We start from the raw sequence: 22,035 nt of genomic DNA on the forward strand, positions 1-22,035 counted from the left end.
GACTCTTTAATTAGTGCCCAAATCATGGCTTAACATCCTTTTTTTACCAGATAACGATACGGCAGTTCATTGGTATCACTGGCCAGCAGTTGGTGATCCATAAAGCGGCAAAAACTGGGGATATCCCTGGTAGTAGCAGGGTCGTCTGCGATAATCAGCAAGGTATCACCAACGTGCATCTTTCGAATAGCCAGCCGGATCATCATCACCGGCTCGGGGCAGCGCATGCCCATAGCATCTAAGGTTTGGCTGGCGTTATCAAAAAGCTGTTGCATCGTTACTCCACAGAACATATTTAGTTAATAGGTATTTGGCGAAGATTGCAACCCCGCGGGCACAGCCACAAAACTAAAGCGTAGCGTATGCGGGTGGCGAGGTCGTCGGGAACGACTTCGCCCGGCAACGCCGACCGCACGGTTAGGGGGCAGGAGTAGCCCCTAAGCACGTTGTGGCGAGCACTGGGGGTGTTGCAGTATGCAAGTGACCGCCCCTGAAATACCATTAAATAAGGGCCGTAAGACGGCCCTTATTCTAAGTGATTCTGCTTAAAGCTGCCAGCTTAAGGCCGCTCAAACACGGTGGCAATGCCCTGCCCTAAACCAATGCACATGGTCGCCAGACCGAATTTTCCGCCTTTAGCTTCCATCACGTTCAGCAAGGTGGTGCTGATGCGTGAGCCAGAACAACCCAGAGGATGGCCCAGAGCAATGGCGCCGCCATTCAGGTTAACCTTTTGCTCTGCTACGTCCATTAAGCCTAAATCCTTCATCACCGGTAAGGCTTGAGCGGCAAAAGCTTCGTTTAGCTCGGCGAAGTCGATGCTGTTGATATCAATACCGGCCATTTTCAAAGCTTTTTTACTGGCAGGGACTGGTCCGTAGCCCATAATCGATGGATCACAGCCTGCGACACCCATGCCTCGAACATAGGCGCGAATAGGCAAGCCCAATGCTTTGGCCTTTTCTTCACTCATCACCAACATGCCGGATGCCCCATCCGACAAAGCAGATGAACTGCCTGCGGTCACGGTTCCATTGGCAGGATCAAACACTGGACGCAACTGGCTCAAGCCTTCGACAGTGGTTTCTGGCCGAATCACTTCGTCGGTATCAAAGACTCGTAAGGCACCATCGGCATCGTGACCTTCGGTCGGAATGATTTCATTTTTGAAGCGACCTTCCAAGGTTGCCTCGTGCGCTAAGCGATGCGAGCGCGCGGCGAACTGGTCTTGTTGCTCGCGGCTGATGCCATGCATTTTACCGAGCAACTCAGCGGTTAAACCCATCATGCCTGCCGCTTTGGCGACTGACGTTGATAAGCCGGGGTGAAAGTCGACACCATGACTCATGGGAACATGGCCCATGTGCTCGACGCCACCAATCAGATACACCTCACCCATGCCAGTTTGAATTGATTTTACCGCATCATGCAGCGCCTGCATCGAGGAACCACACAAACGGTTGATGGTTGCCGCTGGCACGGAGTGAGGGATACCGGCCAGTAAAGAGGCGTTACGGGCGATGTTAAAGCCTTGCTCCAGCGTTTGCTGCACGCAGCCCCAGATGATGTCATCGACGTCGGCCGCATCCAGTTGAGGATTACGTGCCAGTAGCGAGGCCATCACATGTGCTGACAATGATTCAGCCCGGACATTACGGAAAATACCATTTTTTGAGCGCCCCATCGGGGTGCGGATGCAATCTACGATTACTGCGTTTTTCATACCAAATACTCCTGCGCTTAGACCGGGAAGAAACGCTGGCCATTAGCGGCCATGGCGCGGGTTTTATCAGTCACCTGGTAAATCTCACCCAGATGCGCGTATTGATCGGCTAAAGCCACAAACTGTTCGAGACCAATGGTATCGACGTAGCGCAGCGGCCCACCACGGAATGGTGGGAAGCCCAGACCATAAATCAGTCCCATATCGGCTTCGGCTGCGCTGCCAATAATGCCCTCTTCCAGACAACGAATGGTTTCGTTGATCATGGGTACCATACAGCGAGCGATAATTTCTTCGGTACTAAATTCGGCTTTGGCGCTGCTGATGCCAGCCAATAACGTCAGGCTGGCTTCATCGACTGCTTTTTTCGGTTTGCCTTTGGCATCTTTGCTGTAGGCATAGAAGCCCAAGCCATTTTTCTGGCCATAGCGATCAGCTTTATACATGGCAGCAACCGGGTCATTGTCCAATTTGGCCATCCGGGTCGGGAAGCCGTCTGCCATCACATCGGTGCAGTGAAAGGCGGTATCTAAACCGACTACATCCAGCAGGTAAGCTGGGCCCATCGGCCAGCCAAATTGCTTTTCCATTACTTTGTCGACAGCACTGAAATCTGCCCCATCCAGTACCAGCTTGCTAAAGCCGGCGAAATAAGGGAATAGCACCCGGTTGACGAAGAAACCAGGGCAATCATTGACGACAATTGGTGATTTACCCATCTTGGCGGCGTAGGCGACTACAGCAGCGACGGTTTCGTCGGAGGTGTCTTTGCCGCGGATCACTTCGACCAGCGGCATGCGGTGTACTGGGTTGAAAAAGTGCATGCCACAGAAATTTTGTGGCCGGGTTAAATTGGCTGCCAGAGAGTCAATGGAAATGGTTGAGGTGTTGGATGTCAAAATAGCATCATCGCTAAGCAGAGCTTCGGTTTCTTTTAGCACTGCGCCTTTGATTTTCGGGTTTTCTACCACCGCTTCAACGACGATATCGGCGTCTTTCACGCTTTCATAGCTGAGTGATGGCGTAATGCTGGCAATCACTTTCGCCATACCGACTGCATCCAGCCGGCCGCGCTCAACCTGCTTCGCCAACAGCTTGGTGGCTTCACCCATGCCAAGCTCAAGTGCTTGTTCGTTGATGTCTTTCATCACCGCAGGAACGCCACGACTGGCTGATTGATAGGCAATGCCACCACCCATAATACCAGCACCTAAGACCGCTGCTTTACGCACTGCCTTGGTGGCGGTTTTCGCCGCTTTCTTTGCTTTGCCTTTAATGAACTGATCGTTTAAGAACAAGCCGACCTGTGCTGACGCTGCATCGGTTTTTGCCAGTTTGGCAAAATTTTGGTTTTCTAGTGCCATGGCACCAGCGCGCTCTAGCCGAGCAGCCGCTTCAATGGTCTGAACGGCGACCATCGGAGCTGGGTAATGCTTACCTGCTGTGGCGAATACCATGCCTTTGGCTGTGGTAAAGCTCATGGTGGCTTCTGTTTTATTCAGCTTGAGTGGCTGTAATTTCACCACACGTTTGGCTTGCCAGTTCAGTTTGCCGGCAATGGCGTCTTCCAGCATGCTTAAAGCTACTGTTTCCAGTTTCTCTGGTGCGGTGACTGCATCAAGCAAACCTTCTTGCTGTGCTTTGCTGGCATTACGATCTTTGCCGGTAGTGATCCACTCCATGGCATTGTCAGCGCCGATAATACGAGGTAGACGGACAGTACCACCAAAGCCAGGCATCAGGCCTAACTTAACTTCTGGCAAGCCAATCTTGGTAGTGGTATCCGCTACCCGGTAATCACAAGCTAATGTCCACTCACAACCACCGCCTAAAGCAAAACCTTTAATGGCCACTACGGTTGGAACCGGTAAATCTTCACACAGATCGAAAATATCAGAGGCTTGCTTAATCCATGGGATCAGTTCATGCTCAGGACGTTGAAAGGTGCTTAAAAACTCTGTGATATCAGCACCAACAATAAAGGTCTCTTTGCTGCTGGCAAACAATACCCCTTTCAGAGATTTATCCTGATGCAGCTGTTCCAATGCTGCCTTACAATCTGCTAAGGTTTGTTGGTCGAATTTATTGACGGAGCCTTCAGCATTGAAGGTAAACTGAGCAATGCCGTCTTTGATGTATTCGACGGTAATGCGTGGACTTTGATACATCATGCATGGTCTCCCTATGATGGTTAGGTCATGTGCGTACGGTCACGCGCTAACTGGTACGATGAGGTAGCGTTACCATCAGTGTGTCGCGGATGGCAGAAAAATTCAACTATTTTTTAAACGGGTGTTTGATTTTTAGCAAGGCTGATTGCACCAACACCTACGAGCATTAACTATAGGCAGGAAATGGATTGAAAGCATGTTGAAGGCAGGGTTAATTTACCATAACTGGTCATGTCGGAGTCTGGTCGCTGGGCTTGGCTTGTGGTTCGGTACCGCTATAGCTGCTGATGCCCCAGATCAGCAAGCGTTACTATTGAGTGAGCAACGCGAACAGTTCGTGCACGCCGAATTGCGAATTGGCTCGACCAATCGCACACAGGCGGAGCAATGGCTGACAGAGTTGGCGGATTACCCTCTGCAACCCTATCTAGAGCAACGCTGGCTGGAAGGCCGTCTTGACTCCACTGAGCGCATCGAACAGTTCTTGCAGCGATATCAGGGCACGCCAATGGATTGGCCTTTACGAAAGCGTTGGCTGTTGTACTTGGCGCAACGAAAAGCCGCTGAGCTCTTTTTGGCGAACTACCGGCCGACACAGGATGCTGAGTTGCAGTGCCATGCACTTCGTTTTCGGTTGGAAAAAGAGCCTGCAGAGCGGATTTGGCCTGAAGTACGTGAGCTGTGGACGGTCGGTGTGTCACAACCAAGAGCATGTGACCCGCTATTTGCCCGCTGGCGTGATGCAGGCAAAATGACGCCTGAAGTCATTTGGCAGCGTGTTGGAGAGGTTGCTGATGGCGGTCAGGCTGGCTTATTACCCTATTTACGGGGGCTATTGCCAAGCAGTGAACAGTATTTAGTCGACTTATGGATCCGAGCCCGACGTAATCCTGCTGTGGTGGCACAACGTAGCTTTTTCCCCGGGCGGGATCAACGAGAGCGACAAATTTTGGCGTATGGCTTGCGCCGCATGGTCTGGCGCGATCCGGATTTGGCACTAAGGACCTGGCAGCGGCATGAAACGGATCCTCATTTTACTGAATCGCAGCGTGAGGTGGTGATACGAGCTTTTGCTGTTGCGCTGGCCAGTAAAGGCGATGAGCGAACCATCGAGTGGATGGAGCAGGTACCAACGGCACACATGGATGATACTTTGGCTCACTGGCGGGTGGCGCATGCTCTGCATCAGCAAGACTGGCCTTTGGTACAGCGAATGATTGAAACCATGCCTGCTGAACTGCAGCAGTCGGCGGCTTGGCAGTACTGGTTGGCACGCTCACTTGAACAGCAAGGAGCGACTGACTCTGCCGATGTATTGTGGCGGCAACTGGCTCAACAACGAAATTACTATGGTTTTATGGCTGCATCCCGCTTGGGGTTACCCCCCAGCCTGTCGCACCGGCCGGTCCCGGTCACCGACTTGGAGGTCACCGAGTTGGCTTCGCACCCAACGGTGCATCGTGCTCAAGAGTGGTTAGCATTAGGCCGGATGACCGAAGCCCGGCGGGAGTGGAATCATTTACAGCGAGTAGCCGATGAGCAGACTAAAATGGCTTCAGCACGTTTGGCTGCGCAGATGCAGTGGTATGAGCGCTCCATTTTCTCGCTGGCTGATGTCGGTTTCTGGGATGATATTGAGCTGCGTTTTCCATTAGCCTTTAAAGATGAAATGACAGAGTATGCAGGCAAGGCGGAGGTGGATACCGCCTGGGCGATGGCGATTACGCGACGAGAAAGCTCCTTTATGGTGGATGCCAACTCCCCTGTAGGCGCACGCGGTTTGATGCAAATTATGCCCAATACGGCTAACTACATTGCCAAGCAGCCGGTGCAGCTGGGACAGCTGTACAACCCGATCACCAATATCAGTTATGGCACCGATTATCTGAATTATCTGATGCGACGCAACGATGGCAACTTAATCGTTGCTACAGCATCCTACAATGCAGGATACAGCCGGGTACGGCAATGGATCCCAAGAGATCGGGCGATGCCAGCTGATATCTGGATCGATACCATCCCGTTTAGAGAAACCCGCGAGTACGTGAAAGCGGTGTTGGCGTATTATCAAATTTACAATATCCGTATGGACAACCCCGTTGATGTATTTGCCCCGCTGCACAGCATGCAGATTGGGCAGCTGGACGAATGATGCTATCATATACTCAGTAAACTCATGATACCTATAGAATAGAAGAAGGACGTTATGGCCCATATTGACCCTACACTCTATGCTCATCACATTCAGATCTTACAGCATCGAACGCAACAATTGCTGGAGCGGGAAAATCTGGATGGTCTGGTGATCCATTCAGGTCAGGCTAAGCGCAAATTTCTGGATGATATGGATTACCCATTTAAAGCCAATCCGCACTTTAAAGCCTGGTTGCCAGTGGTAGATAATCCGCATTGTTGGCTACAGCTTGATGGAGTAAGCAAGCCTAAATTGATTTTTTACCGGCCAAAAGATTTTTGGCACAAGGTACCAGATGAGCCCGCTGATTTTTGGGCCGATTACTTTGATATTCAACTGTTGGAAAAGGCCAATCAGGTGGAGCAGTTGCTGCCTTATGACAAAGCCCGTTTGGCATATATTGGCGAGTATCTTGAAGTCGCTCAAGCATTGGGATTTACTGAGCTTAACCCTGAACCGGTGCTAAACTTCCTGCACTACCATCGTGCTTATAAAACCGATTACGAGCTGCAATGCATGCGCCGAGCCAATCAATTGGCGGTTTCCGGGCATCTAGCTGCCAAGAAAGCTTTTTATGCTGGCGGTACGGAGTTTGATATTCAACTGGCTTATTTGGCGGCGGTAGGACAGACTGAAAATGAAGTGCCTTATGGTAACATTATTGCTCTGAACCAAAACTGCGCAATCTTGCATTACACTGCGCTGGAGCGACAGAAGCCAGAACAACACCGAAGCTTTCTGATTGATGCTGGCGCTGAGTTTCATGGTTATGCAGCTGATATCACCCGCACTTACAGTTTTGCGCGGAATGATGAGTTTGCTGAGCTGATTGGCCGTATTGATCAGATTACGCAGCAAATGGTGGATGGTTTAAAGCCCGGTATCAAATACACCGAGCTGCATCTTCAGACTCACCAGTTGATTGCACAAGCGCTTGCTGACTTTGATTTTGTTCGAGCCTCACCTGATGCGATGGTTGAGCAGAAGATCACACAGGCATTCTTTCCGCATGGTTTGGGTCATCATTTAGGGCTGCAGGTGCATGATGTCGGCGGCTTTATGGCTGATGAGCGTGGCATTCATGTGTCGCCGCCGGAAGAGCATCCCTTCTTGCGCTGTACCCGTTTAATCGAGCCATCGATGGTGTTTACCATTGAGCCTGGGTTGTACTTTATCGATAGCTTATTGCACGATTTGCCCGATGCGCTGCAAAAGCAGTTAAACTGGGATAAAATCAATGCTTTCAAACCCTATGGCGGCATTCGCATTGAAGATAACGTCATTGTACACCGTGATCGCAATGAAAATATGACCAGGGAATTGCAGCTGGATTAAACCTCTAGCTCTGTTCTGACATAGTGTCAGTTTGAGGTAACTTAGGTTTATGCAATACCGCTCCATTATCCGCATCTTGGGGCTGCTGGTCGCTGTATTCAGTGTCAGTATGCTACCCCCTGCGCTTGTGTCACTCTGGTACCAAGATGGTGCTGGAGTGCCATTTATATTGTCTTTTGTGATCTGTATTTTTGTTGGCCTTATCATTTGGTACCCCAATCGGCTGTATCGGCGTGACTTAAAAGTGCGTGATGGCTTTTTGATTGTGGTGTTGTTTTGGCTGGTGCTTGGTGCAGTTGGCACCGTGCCGCTCTACCTTGCTTCTGAAACCGGAATGGGGTTAGCAGATGCTACCTTTGAAGCCTTTTCAGGCTTGACCACGACCGGTGCGACGGTCATGACCAACATTGAGGCCCTGCCAAAAGCCATTTTGTTTTATCGGCAGCAGTTGCAATGGCTTGGCGGCATGGGGATCATTGTGTTAGCCGTGGCTATTTTGCCAATGTTAGGGGTTGGGGGCATGCAGCTATACAAAGCTGAAACGCCTGGCCCGGTCAAAGACAACAAGGTCACACCGCGTATTGCGGATACGGCAAAGCACCTATGGATTATTTATGTCAGCCTTACCGTGACCTGCGCGCTGGCATACCGTATCGCCGGCATGGATTGGTTTGATGCGGTAGGGCATTCATTTTCCACAGTGGCTATTGGCGGCTTTTCGACCTACGACGGCAGTATTGGCCATTTTGACAGCTCGGCTATTAATATTATTTGTGTGGTGTTTTTGCTGATTAGTGCAGTGAATTATCCGCTGCACTTTGCTGCGCTACGCGGAAAAAATGTCCTGACTTACTGGCGCGACCCTGAGTTTAAAGCGTTTTTCGGCATTCAGTTGGCACTTGTGGTGCTGGTTTTTCTCGGGCTACTGCACAGTCAGGTGTACGAGAGTGGCTGGCAAGCTTTGGATCACGGGCTCTTTCAAGCGGTCTCTATTTCAACCACCGCCGGCTTTGCCACGGATGGTTTTGCTTTTTGGCCTTTGTATTTACCCATTCTACTTATTTTTTCCAGCTTTATTGGTGGTTGTGCCGGGTCAACCGGTGGCGGCATGAAGGTAGTCCGAGTGTTCCTGCTGTTTTTACAAGGCAAGCGTGAGCTGAATCGTCTGGTGCACCCAAGGGCGGTGTATGCCATTAAACTGGGCAGGCGGGCCGTGCCTGATCGGGTGGTGGAAGCGGTTTGGGGCTTTTTTGCGGCGTATGCGCTGGTGTTCGTTATCATCATGTTACTGCTTATTATGACTGGGCTGGATAACATGACGGCTTTTTCAGCAACTGCGGCGTGTCTGAATAACTTAGGCCCCGGGCTGGGGGAAGTGGCGGCGCACTTTGGCAATATTCCTGATGCCAGTAAATACTTGCTGGTATTGGCTATGGTGTTCGGCCGGCTGGAAGTTTTCACCTTGTTGGTACTCTTTACGCCGGCATTTTGGAAAGACTAGGTCAACACAGCCTAAATAAAAATAGCACTGACCTGAAACAGTTTTTCTACTTCATGAATGTGCTTTTTGTCTACCAGAAACAGTATGACATGGTCGTTGCTTTCTATCACAATCGGGTCGTGGGCAATCATTACTTCATCACCGCGAACAATGGCGCCGATGGTGGCACCAGGCGGTAATTTTATATCACCAATGGCGCGACCAACCACTTTGGATGTGTTCTCATCACCATGCGCAATGGCTTCGATGGCTTCTGCTGCTCCACGACGTAGTGAGTGAACATTGACAATATCACCACGGCGAATATGGGTCAGCAGCGCGGAAATGGTGGCTTGCTGCGGGGAGACGGCAATATCGACTTCACCACCTTGCAGCAAGTCGACATAGGCACCCCTTTTGATCAGGACAATGGTTTTTTGCGCGCCCATCCGCTTGGCCAGCATAGCTGACATAATATTGGCTTCATCGTCGTTGGTCACGGCAATAAACACATCTATTTGCTCGATGTTTTCTTCTTCCAGCAGTTCCGGGTCGGAAATATCGCCAACATACACCAGTGTGTTATCCAGCGTACCTGATAAAAACTCTGCCCGATCTTTACTGCGCTCTATCAGTTTGACGCTGTAGTTGTTTTCCAGCGCCCGCGCCAAACCTAAGCCAACATTACCGCCACCGGCAATCATGATACGGCGATAGCTACTTTCCAGCTTTTGCAGCTCACTCATGACGACTCTGATATGTTTGGTGGCGGCGACAAAGAACACCTCATCATCCGCTTCAATCACAGTGGTGCCGAGTGGTTTAATGGAGTTTCCCCGGCGGTAAATTGCAGCCACCCGGGCATCAATATTCGGCATATGCACTTTTAAGGTGGATAATGCATGGCCAACCAGCATGCCGCCATAGTAAGCGCGTAAGCCTACCAGGCTGACTTTACCTTCGGCAAACTCCACTACCTGCAAAGCACCCGGGTAGTCAATTAAACGCCGAATGTAATCGGTCACCAGGGTTTCCGGGGCAATAAAGTGGTCGACTGGCATGTCTTCTTTACGAAACAGCTGGTCACGATACTTTAAGTATTGGTTACTACGAATACGGGCAATTTTGAGCGGGGTATGAAAAATACTATAGGCCACCTGACAGGCAACAATGTTGACCTCGTCACTGCTGGTGACAGCAATGATCATATCGGCATCCTCGGCACCTGCTTTTTTCAGCACATCCGGGTGGGCGCTGTAACCATGGATCACCTGCAGATCAAAGCGGTCTTGCAATAGACGCAGCTTTTCCATATTGGTATCGACTAGCGTGATCTCATTCATTTCGCCGACTAAGTTTTCTGCCAGAGTTCCACCGACTTGGCCTGCACCAAGAATAATGATTTTCATAGATTTTTTTCAGCCAGAGGTTGTTTCATCACTTTAGCATAGAAAAAGCCATCCATCTGCTGTTGGCCGGGCAGGATTTGCCAGCCCTGACTTTTCCCCTGAATAGGCAGTAATTGCGCATCGGCTGTATCGGCTAAGAATTGCGTCAGCTGTGTGCTATTTTCCTGCGGCAACACACTGCAGGTGGCATACAGCAAGATGCCACCCGGTTTTAATAAGGGCCATAACTGACGCAACATGCGCTGTTGAATAGCGGCCAGAGCGTCGATATCACTCGCCTTTCGTAGCCAGCGTATGTCGGGATGCCGGCGGATCACGCCGGAAGCCGAGCAGGGAGCATCCAGCAAGATACGATCAAACAATTGACCATCCCACCAGCTATCTGGCTCGCTGGCATCTGCTGCGCGGACATCAGCCTGTAGTTGAAGCCGATCTAAGTTGGCATGCACGCGTTCTAACCGGCTGGCATCTACATCAAGGGCCAGCACGCTTGCTCCGGGTGCTCGCTCCAGCAGGTGACAGGTTTTACCGCCAGGCGCACAGCACGCGTCCAGAATTCGGTGTGTATCGGCAGGCTCCAGTAAGTGTGCAGCAAACTGAGCAGCGGCATCCTGTACAGCAAACCAACCTGCTTGATAACCCGGCAAGCTGCTAATATCTTGTGCCTTGCTTAGCAAAATAGCCTCAGGCAGTTCTGCCAACGGCTGTTGCCACTCAACATCAGCTTCCGTTAGGGCCTGCGTAAAGCCTGCTACGGTTACTTGCTGCAGATTCACTCGTAGCCAAAGCGGGGCTTTCAGTTGATTGGCTTGTAAAATATCGGCGAAGTCAGCTGGGTAGGCTTGTTGCAATTGTTTTATTAGCCAGCCCGGATGACTGTAGCGAACCGCATCTGGCTGCTGCTCAAACTGGAACAATTCAGGTCGACGTTGAACAGTGCGCAGTACGCCATTGATCAACCGTGTCATTGACTTGCCCTTTAGTTGTCGAGCGGCTTCAACGGTTTCACTAATGGCTGCATGATCGGGAATGCGAAGCCAGTGCAATTGATAAATGCCGACATACAGCAGAAACTGCAGCGGTCGCAGCTGTTTAATCAATGGCTTTTCCATCAGCTGACGGCAGATAGCATCGAGTTGAGCAAGGTAGCGTAGTACGCCAAAGCAAATTTCCTGCAATAAGGCCTGATCTTTGCTGTCGGCCAGTTGCTGCTGCGCCTTGGGCAGTACATCCGATAACGAACGGCCTTGTTCCACCACTTGATAACAGCACTGTGCGGCCAGCGCTCTGAGGTTAGTTGGCATCAGGCCTGCTCAGTACCGTACCAACAGTAAACCAGTCTGCCCGACCATTGATGAAGTCAGCAATCGGCATGGCTTTTTTCCCGGCAGGCTGCAGCTGCGTAATCACCAGAACATGCTCGGCGGTAGCGATTTTCAGCCCTTGCCGGTTCAATGCCAGAACAGTGCCGGCTACTGCTGGTTCAATAGTTGATTCAACATGTGCTTGCACAACTTTAATACGGTGCTTGCCATGGTGCAGGACGCTGACTGGCCAAGGGTTAAAGGCCCGAATTTCACGCTCTAGCTGGGTGGCAGATTTGTTGAAATCGAGTAGCGCTTCATCTTTATTCAACTTAGCAGCATAGCAGGCTTGACGCTCATCTTGTGGCTCCGCGGCTTGCTGCAGCTCTGGTAACTGGCTCAGAGCATCGATCAATGCGATCGGCCCAAGTTCAGCCAGCTTGTCATATAAAGAAGCACTGGTGTCGCTATCCGCTATAGCGCAGCTGACCTTGCTGAGCATGGCTCCGGTATCCAAGCCTATATCCATTTGCATAATAGTGACACCGGTTTGATGATCGCCAGCCCAAATAGCGCGCTGGATAGGAGCCGCGCCACGCCAACGTGGCAATAATGAACCATGCACATTAATACAGCCTAAGCGAGGTGCATCCAATACCGCTTGTGGCAGCAGTAAACCATAAGCCACTACCACCATCAGATCTGCCTGCAAGTCACTCAACTGCTGTTGAGCATCGCTTGCTTTTAAAGATGCTGGCTGAAAAACCGGAATAGAGTGTTCAACAGCCAACTGCTTCACTGGGCTTGCAGTCAGATGTTGGCCTCGGCCTGCAGGGCGGTCAGGTTGTGTATAGGCGGCAATGACCTGATGGTCACTTTCGAGCAGTGCCTGCAGGTGGCGGGCGGCAAAATCCGGGGTACCGGCAAAAATAATGCGTAATGGGGTAGTCACGATATATCCTGTTTACAGGGCGTGGCGTTCAGCCAGCCGTGCTTCTTTTTCAAGTTTTTTTCGGATCCGTTCACGTTTCAGCGGCGACAGATAGTCGATAAATAATTTACCGAGTAAGTGGTCCAACTCGTGTTGAATGCAAATCGCCAGCAGCCCATCGGCATGCATTTCAAACCACTCGCCCTTTGCATCCTGGGCTTTCACAGTCACTTCTTCTGCGCGCTGCACTTTGGCATAGTTTTGTGGTACCGATAAACAGCCTTCTTCGTAGCTGGTATCGCCTTTTTTATCGATGATTTCCGGGTTAATGAATACCAAGGGGTCATTGCGATCATCGGATACATCAATCACTACCACACGGACATGCTCGTCGACCTGAGTTGCGGCTAAGCCAATGCCGTTCTCATCGTACATGGTATCCAGCATGTTCTGGACAAGCTGCTGAATTTCGGGTGTAATTTCGGTCACCGCTTTGGCAACGGTGCGAAGGCGAGGGTCTGGAAAATGCAAAACTCGAAGTACGCTCATAGGCTCCACAAATACTATGCTTAAATGAAATAACTGTGCTAAGGTCTAATTTTAGCCATTAATGAGCTCTATGAACAGCTTCGTCTGTCATAATTACAATAAGATCGCGCTGAGGGTGTCGGCATGTTAAAACCAATTCTCAAACTTTTGGCGTTGTGCGCCTTCTGTTGGGCTTTTTTTGCGTCGGCAGATGTGTTGACCGTTCGTCAAGATGCGCCGGAACGCTATGTGGTGAAAAAAGGTGACACGCTATGGGACATTTCGGCGTTGTACCTAAGTGAACCATGGCGTTGGCCTCAACTTTGGCGAATGAACCCACAAATTGATAACCCGCATTTGATCTTCCCTGGCGATGTGCTGAAACTGGTGTATGGGCCCGATGGCCGGCCAATGTTGGTGCGGGATAACCGTGTGGTTCGGCTTTCGCCCCGAACCCGGGTGACCGATACCCGGCCCGATGCGGTGACGACCTTACCCTTGGCGATGATCCGACCTTTTTTAACCCATGATAAACTCATGACGGCGGAACAATTGAACGGTCAACCCTACATTCTTGGTGCTAGCTCCAATGTTAAAAATGCCACTGAAGGCCATATTCTTTATGCGCGAGGCGAGTTAGAGCCAGGAAAAGGCTATGCTATTTATCGGCGCGGTAAAGCTTATATTGACCCTGAAACCAAAGATGAGCTGGGCCATGAGCTCAATCTTGTTGCCACCAGTAGAGCCTTTCGTGCTGGCAATGCCGCCAATAACGAGCCGGCTTCTTTGCAAGTAATGGATGCCCGGCGAGAAATTCGTCAGGGTGATGTTGTGCTGCCTTCCATTGATGGTGAAGCCTTACCTGCCTATTTTCATATGAGTCGACCTGAGCTGGCGGTGGAAGGTCTGATTATTGATACAACTTCTAATTTACGTGAGTTTTCTAAGTGGGACATTGTTATCATCAATCGTGGCACGAATGAACAACTGCAACCCGGTAATATGTTGAATATCGTCCGCCCATCACCGACCGTGGTCGATGGCAATGATGGCAAGCCGGTGTACCTGGAAGATTCGAGCCGCTATCAACGGTTGGCGCGTAACTTTGGTCATGAACAAATCACTATGCCGCGGGAAATGGTCGGTCATTTAATGGTCTTTAAAGTTGCAGATCGCGCCAGCTACGCTATTGTCACGGATACATTTCGGCCTGTACGGGTTGGAGATCATATTATTTCGCCTTAGTAAGGTATTTCGTTAGGAATAGATGTCATGGACGATATCAAAGCATGGTTACAACTGGCTCAGGCTGGTATCAGCGGTTTTCAATTTCAGCGGCTCAGCGAGCATTGCTCAGCTGTTGACTTGTGCAAACAACCCATCAGTACTTTACGACAGCTTGGCTTGAACGAGAATCAGGCCACTAAGCTGAATCAACCCTACCGGCCAGCGATAGAACAAGCATTGCAGTGGCTAGCGAGTCGAGCAGATCATCATATTCTCTGTTACAGCGATGCACGCTACCCTGCTTTGCTAAAACAAATTCGCCAACCTCCGTTAGTTTTATTTGTCGCTGGCAATCTATCACTACTTAGTCAGCCGCAACTGGCGATTGTTGGTAGCCGCCAACCTAGCCCGACCGGCCGTAAAATAGCCTATCATTTTGCAGCCGAGCTGGTGCGACATGGCTACGTCATCACCAGTGGTATGGCTCGGGGGATTGATAGCTGCGCGCATCAGGGGGCTTTGTCGGTCGATGGGCCAACCATCGCCGTATTGGGGAGTGGTTTGGAGCGTATTTACCCAAAATCGAATCGTGAGTTGGCAGCGCAAATTTATCAGCAAGGCGCTATGGTGTCGGAGTACTTTCCGCAGGTCGAAGCCCGTGCTGCTTTTTTCCCTCAACGCAACCGCATTGTGGTAGGGTTATCGAAAGGCACCCTGGTGGTTGAGGCGGCCTTAAAGAGTGGCTCGCTGATCAGCGCTCAACTGGCCGTAGAGTCGAATCGGGATGTCTTTGCAGTTCCTGGCTCGATTTACCATCCGCAGGCGGCTGGTTGTCATGCTTTAATTCAGCAAGGTGCTAAACTGACGACTTCTGTGGCCGATATTTTGGAAGAATGGACTTTTTTCGCAAAATCGAGTCTAAATAAGCAGCAAAGTGAAAAAAAAGCATCGCCAGACTTGTTCGATGGCACTTTGTTGGCTAACGTAGGAGATGAGGCCACTGCGGTTGACCTGATCGCAGAGCGATCTCAGCTGCCTGTGGCAGACACGACCATTGCTTTGCTTCAGCTTGAGCTGGCAGGTCTGGTGGCAGTAGTGCCTGGTGGCTACATCAGAGTGAGGAGTACCTGATCATGTTTGATATCCTCGTATACCTGTTCGAAAACTACATCCACAACGAATCGGAGATTTTTGTCGACCACGACGACCTGACCAAAGAATTAAGTCTGGCTGGTTTTCATGACGACGATATCTTCAGGGCTTTGCAATGGCTGGATAGCCTATCCAAGCTGCAGGAAAGCCATGTTAAACCTTACTTAACGAAGATGACTGTCAGCTCCATGCGGATTTTCACCCCGCAAGAAGCCCGTAAAATGGATACCAATTGTCAGGGGTTCCTGATGTTTCTCGAGCAGATCAATGTGCTGGATGCTTCCACTCGTGAAATGGTATTGGACCGGGTGATGGATTTAGATGGCCAGAGCATCAGTCTTGATGATTTAAAGTGGGTGGTGCTTATGGTGTTATTTAATGTGCCTGGCCGCGAAAGTGCATACGCCCAGATGGAAGATCTGATTTTTGATGAACCAGATGGTCAACTGCACTAAAAGGTAAGACGATACCCTGTCTGGCAGCTAACTATTGCTGCTAGCACAGGTTTGGGAATGGCATAGCGTTATGGCATACTCATCGTTAGATAACTCTGCGGTAGCAATGGCTATGTCTTCTCAGCACGACCCTTTATTTAAATTGGATCAAAGCGCTGGCAATTGTCCACTTTGCCAGCATCCGCTGCAGATAAAATCGGGCAAAAACGGTCCTTTTATCGGTTGCAGCCATTACCCCTCCTGCCACTACATTAAGCCACTGCATGAGCACGAGCACAGTGTGGTTAAAACGCTTGATCATGAGCCCTGTCCCAAGTGTGGTCAGCCACTGGCGGTGAAAAATGGCCGCTACGGTATGTTTATCGGTTGCAGTGCTTATCCGGCCTGTGATTTTATCGTGCATGATGATAGTGAAACAACGGAGTCTTTCCCTTGCCCCAGCTGTCATAAAGGTCAGTTGGTCGAGCGAATTAGCAAATATGGCAAGCATTTTTATGGCTGCGATCGTTACCCGAAATGCAAGTTTTTACTGAATGAGCAGCCGGTGATTGGGCAATGCCAAACCTGTGGTTTTGGTCTATTGCAAAAGAAGAAAACGGCCAAAGGTGAAAAGCTGCTCTGCGCAGACAAAAGTTGCCTGGCAGAGCAAGCTCCTAGTGATTAAATGTCAGCAATTCGCGGTAACATCGTCTCCAGTTCTGGGAAATGCTCCGCTGGCAGCAGCTTTATGAGCTGAGCAAAACGCTGCTTTAGCTGAGCCGGCGCTTCAGCAGACAGATTGATATGACCCATTTTACGGCCCGGTCGGGCGGTTTTTCCATACCAGTGCAGGTGCAGTTCTGGAATCGCCAGCAGGTTCTCTGGCAGTTGGTCTATGCCTAGGATATTCACCATTAGGGTTGGGCGTTGTAAGTTGGTTTCGCCGAGCGGTAAGCCACATACCGCGCGGATATGATTGGCAAACTGACTGCTATCACTGCCTTGCTGAGTCCAATGCCCTGAGTTATGAACTCTGGGCGCAATCTCATTCACTAACAGCGTGTCGCCAACCACGAAGAACTCAATAGCGAGCACACCGACATAATTGAGCTGCTCGGCTATCGCATTAAACATTTGTTCTGCCTTGGCTTGCAAAGGATGTTGCGCGCGGGCAAGGGATACACTCAGGACGCCATTGACATGATGGTTCTCGGTCAGTGGGTACCACTTTACTTGACCATCATTCGCTCTGGCACCGACCAGGGATACTTCGTAATCGAAAGGTATAAACTGTTCTGCCACAATGCCTTGATTGATTTTTTTTGACGATTGCTTCAGAAATTGAGCGATATCAGCCCAAACATCATCGGCTTGCTCAGGCGATTTAATACGCCACTGGCCTTTGCCATCATATCCCTCAAGTGCACTTTTTAAAACCAATGGCAAACCAAGGCTGGTGATGGCGGCATCGAAATCGGCGCGATTTTTGACGAGACAAAAGGCTGCAGTGCTCACCTCAGCTTGTTGCAGCAGGGCTTTTTCCCGACGACGATCGCCACCGGCCAAGATAGCTGTACTACCAGGAAAAAATTTACCACTTTGTTGGCAAGGCTCAAGCACGGATAACGGAATATGCTCAAACTCCGCGGTCACGACATCGGCTTCGCGTAGTGCTTGTTGCAACCCTTCGCCAAGGACTTGCTGGCTGAGGGGGTGAATGATTTGATCGCTACGCACATCAAAGGCTTCAACGTCGATATTGAGAGGCAAGGCTTCCAGTGCCATCATACGGGCTAACTGACCGGCTCCGAGCACCAGTACTTTCATAGTGACAACTCCGATGGATCGGGCTGACTAAGGACGGTATCCGTTTGCTGCTGGCGGAATTGGTCAATTTTCTTCATCAGCTCTGCATCGTGAGTAGCAAGGATTTGCGTGGCCAGTAAGCCAGCGTTAGCGGCTCCGGCATCGCCGATTGCCAAGGTACCAACCGCAACCCCCTTTGGCATCTGGACGATGGATAAGAGTGAATCTATGCCTTTTAGGGCTTTCGATTGCACTGGCACACCAAGGACGGGCAAACTGGTGAAGGCCGCAGCCATCCCCGGTAAATGTGCGGCACCGCCGGCACCGGCAATGATCACTTTCAACCCTCGCTCGGCGGCGGAAGAGGCATACTCAGCCAGAAGTTGGGGAGTGCGATGCGCTGAGACGACCTTAGTTTCGTATTGGATGCCAAAACGATCCAGCATATCAGCGGCGTGCTTCATGGTTGGCCAGTCTGAGGTCGAACCCATTATAATCCCAACGTGCATGTGAGTTTCCTTCTGAAGAGAATGAAGTATGATCGCGAAAGCGGTATTATAGCGGGAACTGCAACTGAATTGAATTTTTACTGAATACCTCATGGCCAAAATACATTCGATCGAACAAGTGATAGCGCTGGTGCAGACGGGGGGCGTGATTGCCTACCCGACTGAGGCTGTGTATGGGTTAGGCTGTGATCCTTTGCAGCAGCAGGCGGTGGAGCGGGTGCTGGCGATTAAACAGCGTCCGGTAGAAAAGGGACTTATCCTGGTTGCAGCTAATTATTCACAGTTGCTGCCCTATGTAGATGATCAAGCCATTCCTTTAGAGCGTCGTGCGGAGATTTTCTCCAGTTGGCCCGGTCACATCAGTTGGGTGCTGCCAGCGAGTAAAGCTGCCCCAGCTTGGATCACGGGGCAGCATCAAAGTATCGCCGTGCGGGTTAGTGCGCACCCGGTGGTGCGAGAGCTTTGTTTAGCGCTGAATCATCCGCTGGTTTCAACCAGTGCCAACCGGGCAGGACAAGATGCCATTCGGGATGCTGCTGAGTTAGATGCTGCGCTAGGCGCTGAGTTGGCTGCTATTGTGGCAGGAGAGCTTGGTGGTGCTAGCCAACCGAGTCAGATTCGTGATGCCATTCAAGGCAATACGTTAAGGAGTTAGTGGTGCAATCTGATCAAAAAGAACAACAGTTGCCACAGGTACAGGCTTTTTTACAGCAATTGCAAGATCGTATCTGTCAGGCTTTGGAACAAGCCGATGGAGGTGCTCAGTTTGTCGAGGATGCTTGGCAACGTGCAGAAGGCGGAGGGGGACGTAGCCGGGTATTAACTGGCGGCGCGGTGTTTGAGCAGGCTGGGGTCAATTATTCACATGTGTATGGTGCACAAATGCCCGCTTCGGCCACGGCACATCGTCCTGAGTTAGCTGGGCGCAGTTTTCATGCCTGTGGTGTGTCGTTGGTTATCCACCCTCACAACCCTTTTTTGCCAACGACCCATGCCAATGTACGTTTTTTTATTGCAGAAAAGGAAGGTGTTGCCCCCGTCTGGTGGTTTGGTGGTGGCTTTGATTTAACCCCTTTTTACCCGTTTGAAGAGGATGTGATCCACTGGCACCAGGTGGCTAAATCAGCTTGTGATCCCTTTGGTGAACAGTATTACCCACACTACAAAAAGTGGTGTGATGATTACTTTTATTTAAAACATCGCGGTGAAACCCGCGGGGTTGGCGGTTTATTTTTTGATGATTTAAACGAGCCTGGCTTTGCGCAAAGTTTTGCCTTGATGCGTTCTATCGGTGAGGCCTTTTTACCGGCTTATCTGCCGTTGGTCGAAAAACGAAAAGACACACCCTATGGTGAACACGAGCGGCAATTTCAGTTGTATCGGCGCGGCCGCTATGTTGAGTTTAACCTGGTGTATGATCGTGGCACCTTGTTTGGTTTGCAAAGCGGCGGCCGCACCGAATCCATCCTGATGTCGATGCCACCGCTGGTGCGTTGGCAATATGGTTTCCAACCTGAAACTGGTAGTGCAGAAGCGTTGCTGTACGAGCGTTACCTTAAGCCGCAGGATTGGCTTGGGCTCAACAATTGATCATGTGACTCGCCAGTTGCCCGATCGACTGGCGAATGCCTTCCCTTAACAACTCATGCTCGACCACTTCATCCAGTGCTTTATTCATGCAAAACATCCACTGATCGCGTAGCTGCTGGTTAACGGTAAAAGGCAAGTGGCGGGCGCGCAGGCGAGGATGACCATATTTTTGCTCAAACAGCGGGGGGCCACCCAACCAGCCGGATAGAAATTCAAAGAACTTTTGTCGGATGCCATGCAGAGGCTGGGGGTGAATGGCATACAGCTCTTTTGCCTCAGGGGCGGTTTCCATTACATCGTAAAAGCGGTCAGCTAATTGGCGCACCTTGGCTTCACCCCCCATCAGTTGATAAGGCGTTTGTTCTGGGTTTGGATGATCCGGCTGGCGTGTCGGGGTGATTTTATGGAATACTTTGGCAATTACATTCTTAATGGACATCAGTTTTGGACCGCTACGCTGTGTTTGGAAACCCGATTGGCCACTCAAAGTCGCCGCTGATACATCGCTTATTCGCTCAACAATGTGCTGAGGTCATGCAATATGAGGCTATTTTAGCACCGGTTGATGGCTTTGCCGATGTCTGGCGGGATTTTGTTACGGCTGGAGGGCGCGGTGGCAATGTTACTGTGCCTTTTAAAGAGCAGGCCTTTCAATTGGCGGATATCCTAACTGAGCGGGCCGCTAAAGCGGGGGCGGTTAATACACTGAGTCTCAATGCTCAGGGGCAGTTATGTGGTGATAATACGGATGGTGCTGGTTTGGTTGCAGACTTGGTTCGTCTTGGTGCTTCACTGCAAGGGCAGACAGTCTTGTTACTAGGTGCTGGCGGGGCCAGTCGAGGGGTGATTGAACCCTTGCTGCAGGCGGGAGTGTCTCAGTTGGTGCTGGCGAATCGCACTTTACATAAAGCGGAGCTGATCGCCGTCAATTTCCCCGATCAAGTGCAGGCCTGTGCTTTGGATGCGATTCCTGCGCAAAACTACAGCCTGGTGATTAACGCCACATCCTCTGGTTTATCCGGTTCACGCCCCGATATTTCCGCCCAGCATTTGCAACACTGTCAATTGGCGTACGATATGATGTACGGCAAGGAACCAACCGCTTTTTTGCAATGGTGTCAGCAGCAGGGCGTTGCGCAGTGTGCCGATGGGCTTGGTATGCTGGTTGGCCAGGCGGCGGAGTCATTCGCTATCTGGCGGGGCAAAAAGCCTGATATAACGCCAGTGCTGGCTGAGTTAAAAAGGCAATTGGCATGAATCAGCAACTGATTTTTAATAACGACTTTCGCTATAACTCAGCCCGTCAAGCAGTGCAGTTTAGTTGTTTACAGGCTGGGTTGCGAATAGACTGCTTTATTCGCTGCCCAGCTGGCCAAACGGGCGAAAGCTGGTTAGCACAAGTAAAGCAGCAAGCTTTCACGTGGGAAGATCACGCAGAACAAGCCATTGCTCATGATAAAATGACAGCAAATGGTGAAGTCTGGCTCGCTGTTTAAGCGTTCGCTTCCTCTAAATACTCATTCTTAAGCACCACATAGTTTTCTGCGGATGCTACCAAGAACGCCTTTTCTTCTGCAGTTAATGGCCGAGCTTGTTTCACTGGGCTACCGACGTACAAATAACCCGACTGCAGCGTTTTACCAGGTGGTACCAGGCTGCCCGCGCCAATGATGACATCATCTTCGACCACGGCATCATCCATTACGATGGCAGCCATACCCACCAAGATACGATTGCCTAGCTGACAGCCATGCAACATGCACTTATGACCGACGGTGACATCATCGCCAATAATTAATGGTGACCCTTCAGGTTTGCGTGGGCTTTTACGGCTGACATGCAACACGGTACCGTCTTGTATATTGCTGCGAGCGCCAATACGAATGGTGTTTACATCGCCCCGGGCGGCAACCAATGGCCAGATGCTTACATCGTCGTTCAAATGAACATCGCCAACAATGACGGCAGAGTTATCTATAAAAACTGAGTCGTTATAGTCGGGGTAGACTCCTTTATAAGGTCGGATCGCCATAATAAAATATCCTTGTTGATGCTTGTGTCGCATTAGTATGCAATAGCTGAATGAAAAAAGCGCGTTACGGCCGAACTTTGTGCAAACAGCAGTAAAAACATAGATATTAGCAAGAATTGCCTTGCAAGGTGCATAAAGAGCTCTATAATGCGCGCCATGCCAACGGAACAGGGCACTAGCCAAGTTCCTGGGTGCTTTAAGAAACGCAAC

The 22,035-nt window shown here is 50.6% G+C and carries 22 protein-coding genes; 11 read left to right on the forward strand and 11 right to left on the reverse strand.

Annotation, left to right across the window (positions count from 1 at the left end):
- Nucleotides 1-29: 29 nt before the first annotated feature.
- The 3 genes from tusA to fadB all read right to left on the reverse strand — a co-directional run bounded on the left by tusA (nucleotide 30) and on the right by fadB (nucleotide 3,894).
- The gene (gene tusA, locus Q3O60_RS13290; protein ID WP_305894430.1) at nucleotides 30-275 is read right to left on the reverse strand and encodes a sulfurtransferase TusA; all 246 of its coding nucleotides are present in this window, start codon (nucleotides 273-275) and stop codon (nucleotides 30-32) included.
- A gap of 284 nt (nucleotides 276-559) precedes the next feature.
- Entirely contained in the window at nucleotides 560-1,723 is a 1,164-nt protein-coding gene (gene fadA / locus Q3O60_RS13295) for an acetyl-CoA C-acyltransferase FadA (protein ID WP_305894431.1), read from the reverse strand.
- Between the two features lie 17 nt (nucleotides 1,724-1,740).
- The gene (fadB, locus tag Q3O60_RS13300; protein ID WP_305894432.1) at nucleotides 1,741-3,894 is read right to left on the reverse strand and encodes a fatty acid oxidation complex subunit alpha FadB; all 2,154 of its coding nucleotides are present in this window, start codon (nucleotides 3,892-3,894) and stop codon (nucleotides 1,741-1,743) included.
- A gap of 196 nt (nucleotides 3,895-4,090) precedes the next feature.
- Between fadB and Q3O60_RS13305 the strand changes: the two genes are divergently transcribed.
- The 3 genes from Q3O60_RS13305 to Q3O60_RS13315 are packed head-to-tail and all read left to right on the forward strand — an operon-like array spanning nucleotide 4,091 to nucleotide 8,924.
- Nucleotides 4,091-6,046 carry a transglycosylase SLT domain-containing protein gene (locus tag Q3O60_RS13305; protein ID WP_305894433.1) on the forward strand — a complete coding sequence of 652 codons (1,956 nt, stop codon included), beginning with the start codon at nucleotides 4,091-4,093 and terminating at the stop codon, nucleotides 6,044-6,046.
- 54 nt (nucleotides 6,047-6,100) lie between these two features.
- Complete coding sequence (gene pepQ, locus Q3O60_RS13310) at nucleotides 6,101-7,423, forward strand: Xaa-Pro dipeptidase (RefSeq protein ID WP_305894434.1); 1,323 nt, start codon at nucleotides 6,101-6,103, stop codon at nucleotides 7,421-7,423.
- A gap of 49 nt (nucleotides 7,424-7,472) precedes the next feature.
- A complete protein-coding gene (locus tag Q3O60_RS13315) occupies nucleotides 7,473-8,924 on the forward strand; it encodes a TrkH family potassium uptake protein (protein WP_305894435.1) in 1,452 nt (483 codons plus the stop codon).
- Between the two features lie 11 nt (nucleotides 8,925-8,935).
- On the opposite strand, the gene trkA is transcribed toward Q3O60_RS13315, so the two are convergent.
- From trkA to def, 4 genes are read right to left on the reverse strand one after another with little or no spacing between them, the layout of a single operon-like run.
- The gene (trkA, locus tag Q3O60_RS13320; protein WP_305894436.1) at nucleotides 8,936-10,312 is read right to left on the reverse strand and encodes a Trk system potassium transporter TrkA; all 1,377 of its coding nucleotides are present in this window, start codon (nucleotides 10,310-10,312) and stop codon (nucleotides 8,936-8,938) included.
- Nucleotides 10,309-11,616 carry a 16S rRNA (cytosine(967)-C(5))-methyltransferase RsmB gene (gene rsmB / locus Q3O60_RS13325; protein WP_305894437.1) on the reverse strand — a complete coding sequence of 436 codons (1,308 nt, stop codon included), beginning with the start codon at nucleotides 11,614-11,616 and terminating at the stop codon, nucleotides 10,309-10,311. Before rsmB ends, trkA begins: the two co-directional genes overlap by 4 nt.
- On the reverse strand, nucleotides 11,606-12,568 hold the full coding sequence (gene fmt / locus Q3O60_RS13330; RefSeq protein WP_305894438.1) for a methionyl-tRNA formyltransferase: 963 nt from the start codon (nucleotides 12,566-12,568) through the stop codon (nucleotides 11,606-11,608). Before fmt ends, rsmB begins: the two co-directional genes overlap by 11 nt.
- Before the next feature lie 12 nt (nucleotides 12,569-12,580).
- Nucleotides 12,581-13,096, reverse strand: a complete 516-nt coding sequence (gene def, locus Q3O60_RS13335; RefSeq protein WP_305894439.1) for a peptide deformylase — start codon at nucleotides 13,094-13,096, stop codon at nucleotides 12,581-12,583.
- A 123-nt stretch (nucleotides 13,097-13,219) separates the two neighbouring features.
- Here def and Q3O60_RS13340 point away from each other — a divergent pair, with 123 nt between their 5' ends.
- The 4 genes from Q3O60_RS13340 (at nucleotide 13,220) to Q3O60_RS13355 (ending at nucleotide 16,573) form a co-directional block, all read left to right on the forward strand.
- Nucleotides 13,220-14,320 carry a LysM peptidoglycan-binding domain-containing protein gene (locus Q3O60_RS13340; RefSeq protein ID WP_305894440.1) on the forward strand — a complete coding sequence of 367 codons (1,101 nt, stop codon included), beginning with the start codon at nucleotides 13,220-13,222 and terminating at the stop codon, nucleotides 14,318-14,320.
- A gap of 27 nt (nucleotides 14,321-14,347) precedes the next feature.
- Nucleotides 14,348-15,433, forward strand: a complete 1,086-nt coding sequence (gene dprA / locus Q3O60_RS13345; protein WP_305894441.1) for a DNA-processing protein DprA — start codon at nucleotides 14,348-14,350, stop codon at nucleotides 15,431-15,433.
- A 2-nt stretch (nucleotides 15,434-15,435) separates the two neighbouring features.
- The gene (locus tag Q3O60_RS13350) at nucleotides 15,436-15,909 is read left to right on the forward strand and encodes a DUF494 family protein (RefSeq protein ID WP_305894442.1); all 474 of its coding nucleotides are present in this window, start codon (nucleotides 15,436-15,438) and stop codon (nucleotides 15,907-15,909) included.
- 70 nt (nucleotides 15,910-15,979) lie between these two features.
- Nucleotides 15,980-16,573 (forward strand): DNA topoisomerase family protein, encoded by a 594-nt coding sequence (locus Q3O60_RS13355; RefSeq protein ID WP_305894443.1) that lies wholly within the window; start codon nucleotides 15,980-15,982, stop codon nucleotides 16,571-16,573.
- On the opposite strand, the gene Q3O60_RS13360 is transcribed toward Q3O60_RS13355, so the two are convergent.
- Nucleotides 16,570-17,715 (reverse strand): 5-(carboxyamino)imidazole ribonucleotide synthase, encoded by a 1,146-nt coding sequence (locus Q3O60_RS13360; protein WP_305894444.1) that lies wholly within the window; start codon nucleotides 17,713-17,715, stop codon nucleotides 16,570-16,572. The two genes, Q3O60_RS13355 and Q3O60_RS13360, sit on opposite strands and share 4 nt — an antisense overlap.
- Nucleotides 17,712-18,203, reverse strand: coding sequence for a 5-(carboxyamino)imidazole ribonucleotide mutase (gene purE, locus Q3O60_RS13365; RefSeq protein ID WP_305894445.1), 492 nt, complete (start codon nucleotides 18,201-18,203; stop codon nucleotides 17,712-17,714). The genes Q3O60_RS13360 and purE overlap by 4 nt, the downstream gene beginning before the upstream one ends.
- 91 nt (nucleotides 18,204-18,294) lie before the next feature.
- On the opposite strand from purE, the gene tsaC reads away from it, so the two are divergent.
- The gene (gene tsaC / locus Q3O60_RS13370) at nucleotides 18,295-18,858 is read left to right on the forward strand and encodes an L-threonylcarbamoyladenylate synthase type 1 TsaC (RefSeq protein WP_305894446.1); all 564 of its coding nucleotides are present in this window, start codon (nucleotides 18,295-18,297) and stop codon (nucleotides 18,856-18,858) included.
- A gap of 2 nt (nucleotides 18,859-18,860) precedes the next feature.
- Nucleotides 18,861-19,793, forward strand: coding sequence for an oxygen-dependent coproporphyrinogen oxidase (gene hemF / locus Q3O60_RS13375; protein ID WP_305894447.1), 933 nt, complete (start codon nucleotides 18,861-18,863; stop codon nucleotides 19,791-19,793).
- Here hemF and Q3O60_RS13380 read toward each other — a convergent pair.
- Nucleotides 19,783-20,136: a group II truncated hemoglobin gene (locus tag Q3O60_RS13380; RefSeq protein WP_369812673.1), complete on the reverse strand. Its 354-nt coding sequence runs from the start codon at nucleotides 20,134-20,136 to the stop codon at nucleotides 19,783-19,785. The two genes, hemF and Q3O60_RS13380, sit on opposite strands and share 11 nt — an antisense overlap.
- Before the next feature lie 101 nt (nucleotides 20,137-20,237).
- Between Q3O60_RS13380 and aroE the strand changes: the two genes are divergently transcribed.
- Together aroE and Q3O60_RS13390 are read left to right on the forward strand one after the other, a co-directional pair.
- A complete protein-coding gene (aroE, locus tag Q3O60_RS13385; RefSeq protein ID WP_305894449.1) occupies nucleotides 20,238-21,050 on the forward strand; it encodes a shikimate dehydrogenase in 813 nt (270 codons plus the stop codon).
- Nucleotides 21,047-21,289 carry a DUF1488 family protein gene (locus Q3O60_RS13390; protein ID WP_305894450.1) on the forward strand — a complete coding sequence of 81 codons (243 nt, stop codon included), beginning with the start codon at nucleotides 21,047-21,049 and terminating at the stop codon, nucleotides 21,287-21,289. Before aroE ends, Q3O60_RS13390 begins: the two co-directional genes overlap by 4 nt.
- On the opposite strand, the gene Q3O60_RS13395 is transcribed toward Q3O60_RS13390, so the two are convergent.
- Entirely contained in the window at nucleotides 21,286-21,825 is a 540-nt protein-coding gene (locus Q3O60_RS13395) for a gamma carbonic anhydrase family protein (protein WP_305894451.1), read from the reverse strand. The two genes, Q3O60_RS13390 and Q3O60_RS13395, sit on opposite strands and share 4 nt — an antisense overlap.
- Nucleotides 21,826-22,035 lie beyond the last annotated feature (210 nt).

Origin of the sequence: Alkalimonas collagenimarina, assembly GCF_030717845.1 — a bacterium.
Taxonomy (GTDB): domain Bacteria; phylum Pseudomonadota; class Gammaproteobacteria; order Enterobacterales; family Alteromonadaceae; genus Alkalimonas; species Alkalimonas collagenimarina.

Coding starts and splice junctions, on each gene's coding strand:
- dprA (WP_305894441.1), top strand. CDS start 14,348: ATGGACGATATCAAAGCATGGTTACAACTGGCTCAGGCTGGTATCAGC.
- tsaC (WP_305894446.1), top strand. CDS start 18,295: ATGGCCAAAATACATTCGATCGAACAAGTGATAGCGCTGGTGCAGACG.
- purE (WP_305894445.1), bottom strand. CDS start 18,203: ATGCACGTTGGGATTATAATGGGTTCGACCTCAGACTGGCCAACCATG.
- rsmB (WP_305894437.1), bottom strand. CDS start 11,616: ATGCCAACTAACCTCAGAGCGCTGGCCGCACAGTGCTGTTATCAAGTG.
- Q3O60_RS13360 (WP_305894444.1), bottom strand. CDS start 17,715: ATGAAAGTACTGGTGCTCGGAGCCGGTCAGTTAGCCCGTATGATGGCA.
- def (WP_305894439.1), bottom strand. CDS start 13,096: ATGAGCGTACTTCGAGTTTTGCATTTTCCAGACCCTCGCCTTCGCACC.
- Q3O60_RS13305 (WP_305894433.1), top strand. CDS start 4,091: ATGTTGAAGGCAGGGTTAATTTACCATAACTGGTCATGTCGGAGTCTG.
- Q3O60_RS13350 (WP_305894442.1), top strand. CDS start 15,436: ATGTTTGATATCCTCGTATACCTGTTCGAAAACTACATCCACAACGAA.
- trkA (WP_305894436.1), bottom strand. CDS start 10,312: ATGAAAATCATTATTCTTGGTGCAGGCCAAGTCGGTGGAACTCTGGCA.
- Q3O60_RS13380 (WP_369812673.1), bottom strand. CDS start 20,136: ATGGGGGGTGAAGCCAAGGTGCGCCAATTAGCTGACCGCTTTTACGAT.
- Q3O60_RS13395 (WP_305894451.1), bottom strand. CDS start 21,825: ATGGCGATCCGACCTTATAAAGGAGTCTACCCCGACTATAACGACTCA.
- Q3O60_RS13315 (WP_305894435.1), top strand. CDS start 7,473: ATGCAATACCGCTCCATTATCCGCATCTTGGGGCTGCTGGTCGCTGTA.
- fadA (WP_305894431.1), bottom strand. CDS start 1,723: ATGAAAAACGCAGTAATCGTAGATTGCATCCGCACCCCGATGGGGCGC.
- Q3O60_RS13340 (WP_305894440.1), top strand. CDS start 13,220: ATGTTAAAACCAATTCTCAAACTTTTGGCGTTGTGCGCCTTCTGTTGG.
- fadB (WP_305894432.1), bottom strand. CDS start 3,894: ATGATGTATCAAAGTCCACGCATTACCGTCGAATACATCAAAGACGGC.
- pepQ (WP_305894434.1), top strand. CDS start 6,101: ATGGCCCATATTGACCCTACACTCTATGCTCATCACATTCAGATCTTA.
- tusA (WP_305894430.1), bottom strand. CDS start 275: ATGCAACAGCTTTTTGATAACGCCAGCCAAACCTTAGATGCTATGGGC.
- Q3O60_RS13390 (WP_305894450.1), top strand. CDS start 21,047: ATGAATCAGCAACTGATTTTTAATAACGACTTTCGCTATAACTCAGCC.
- Q3O60_RS13355 (WP_305894443.1), top strand. CDS start 15,980: ATGGCATACTCATCGTTAGATAACTCTGCGGTAGCAATGGCTATGTCT.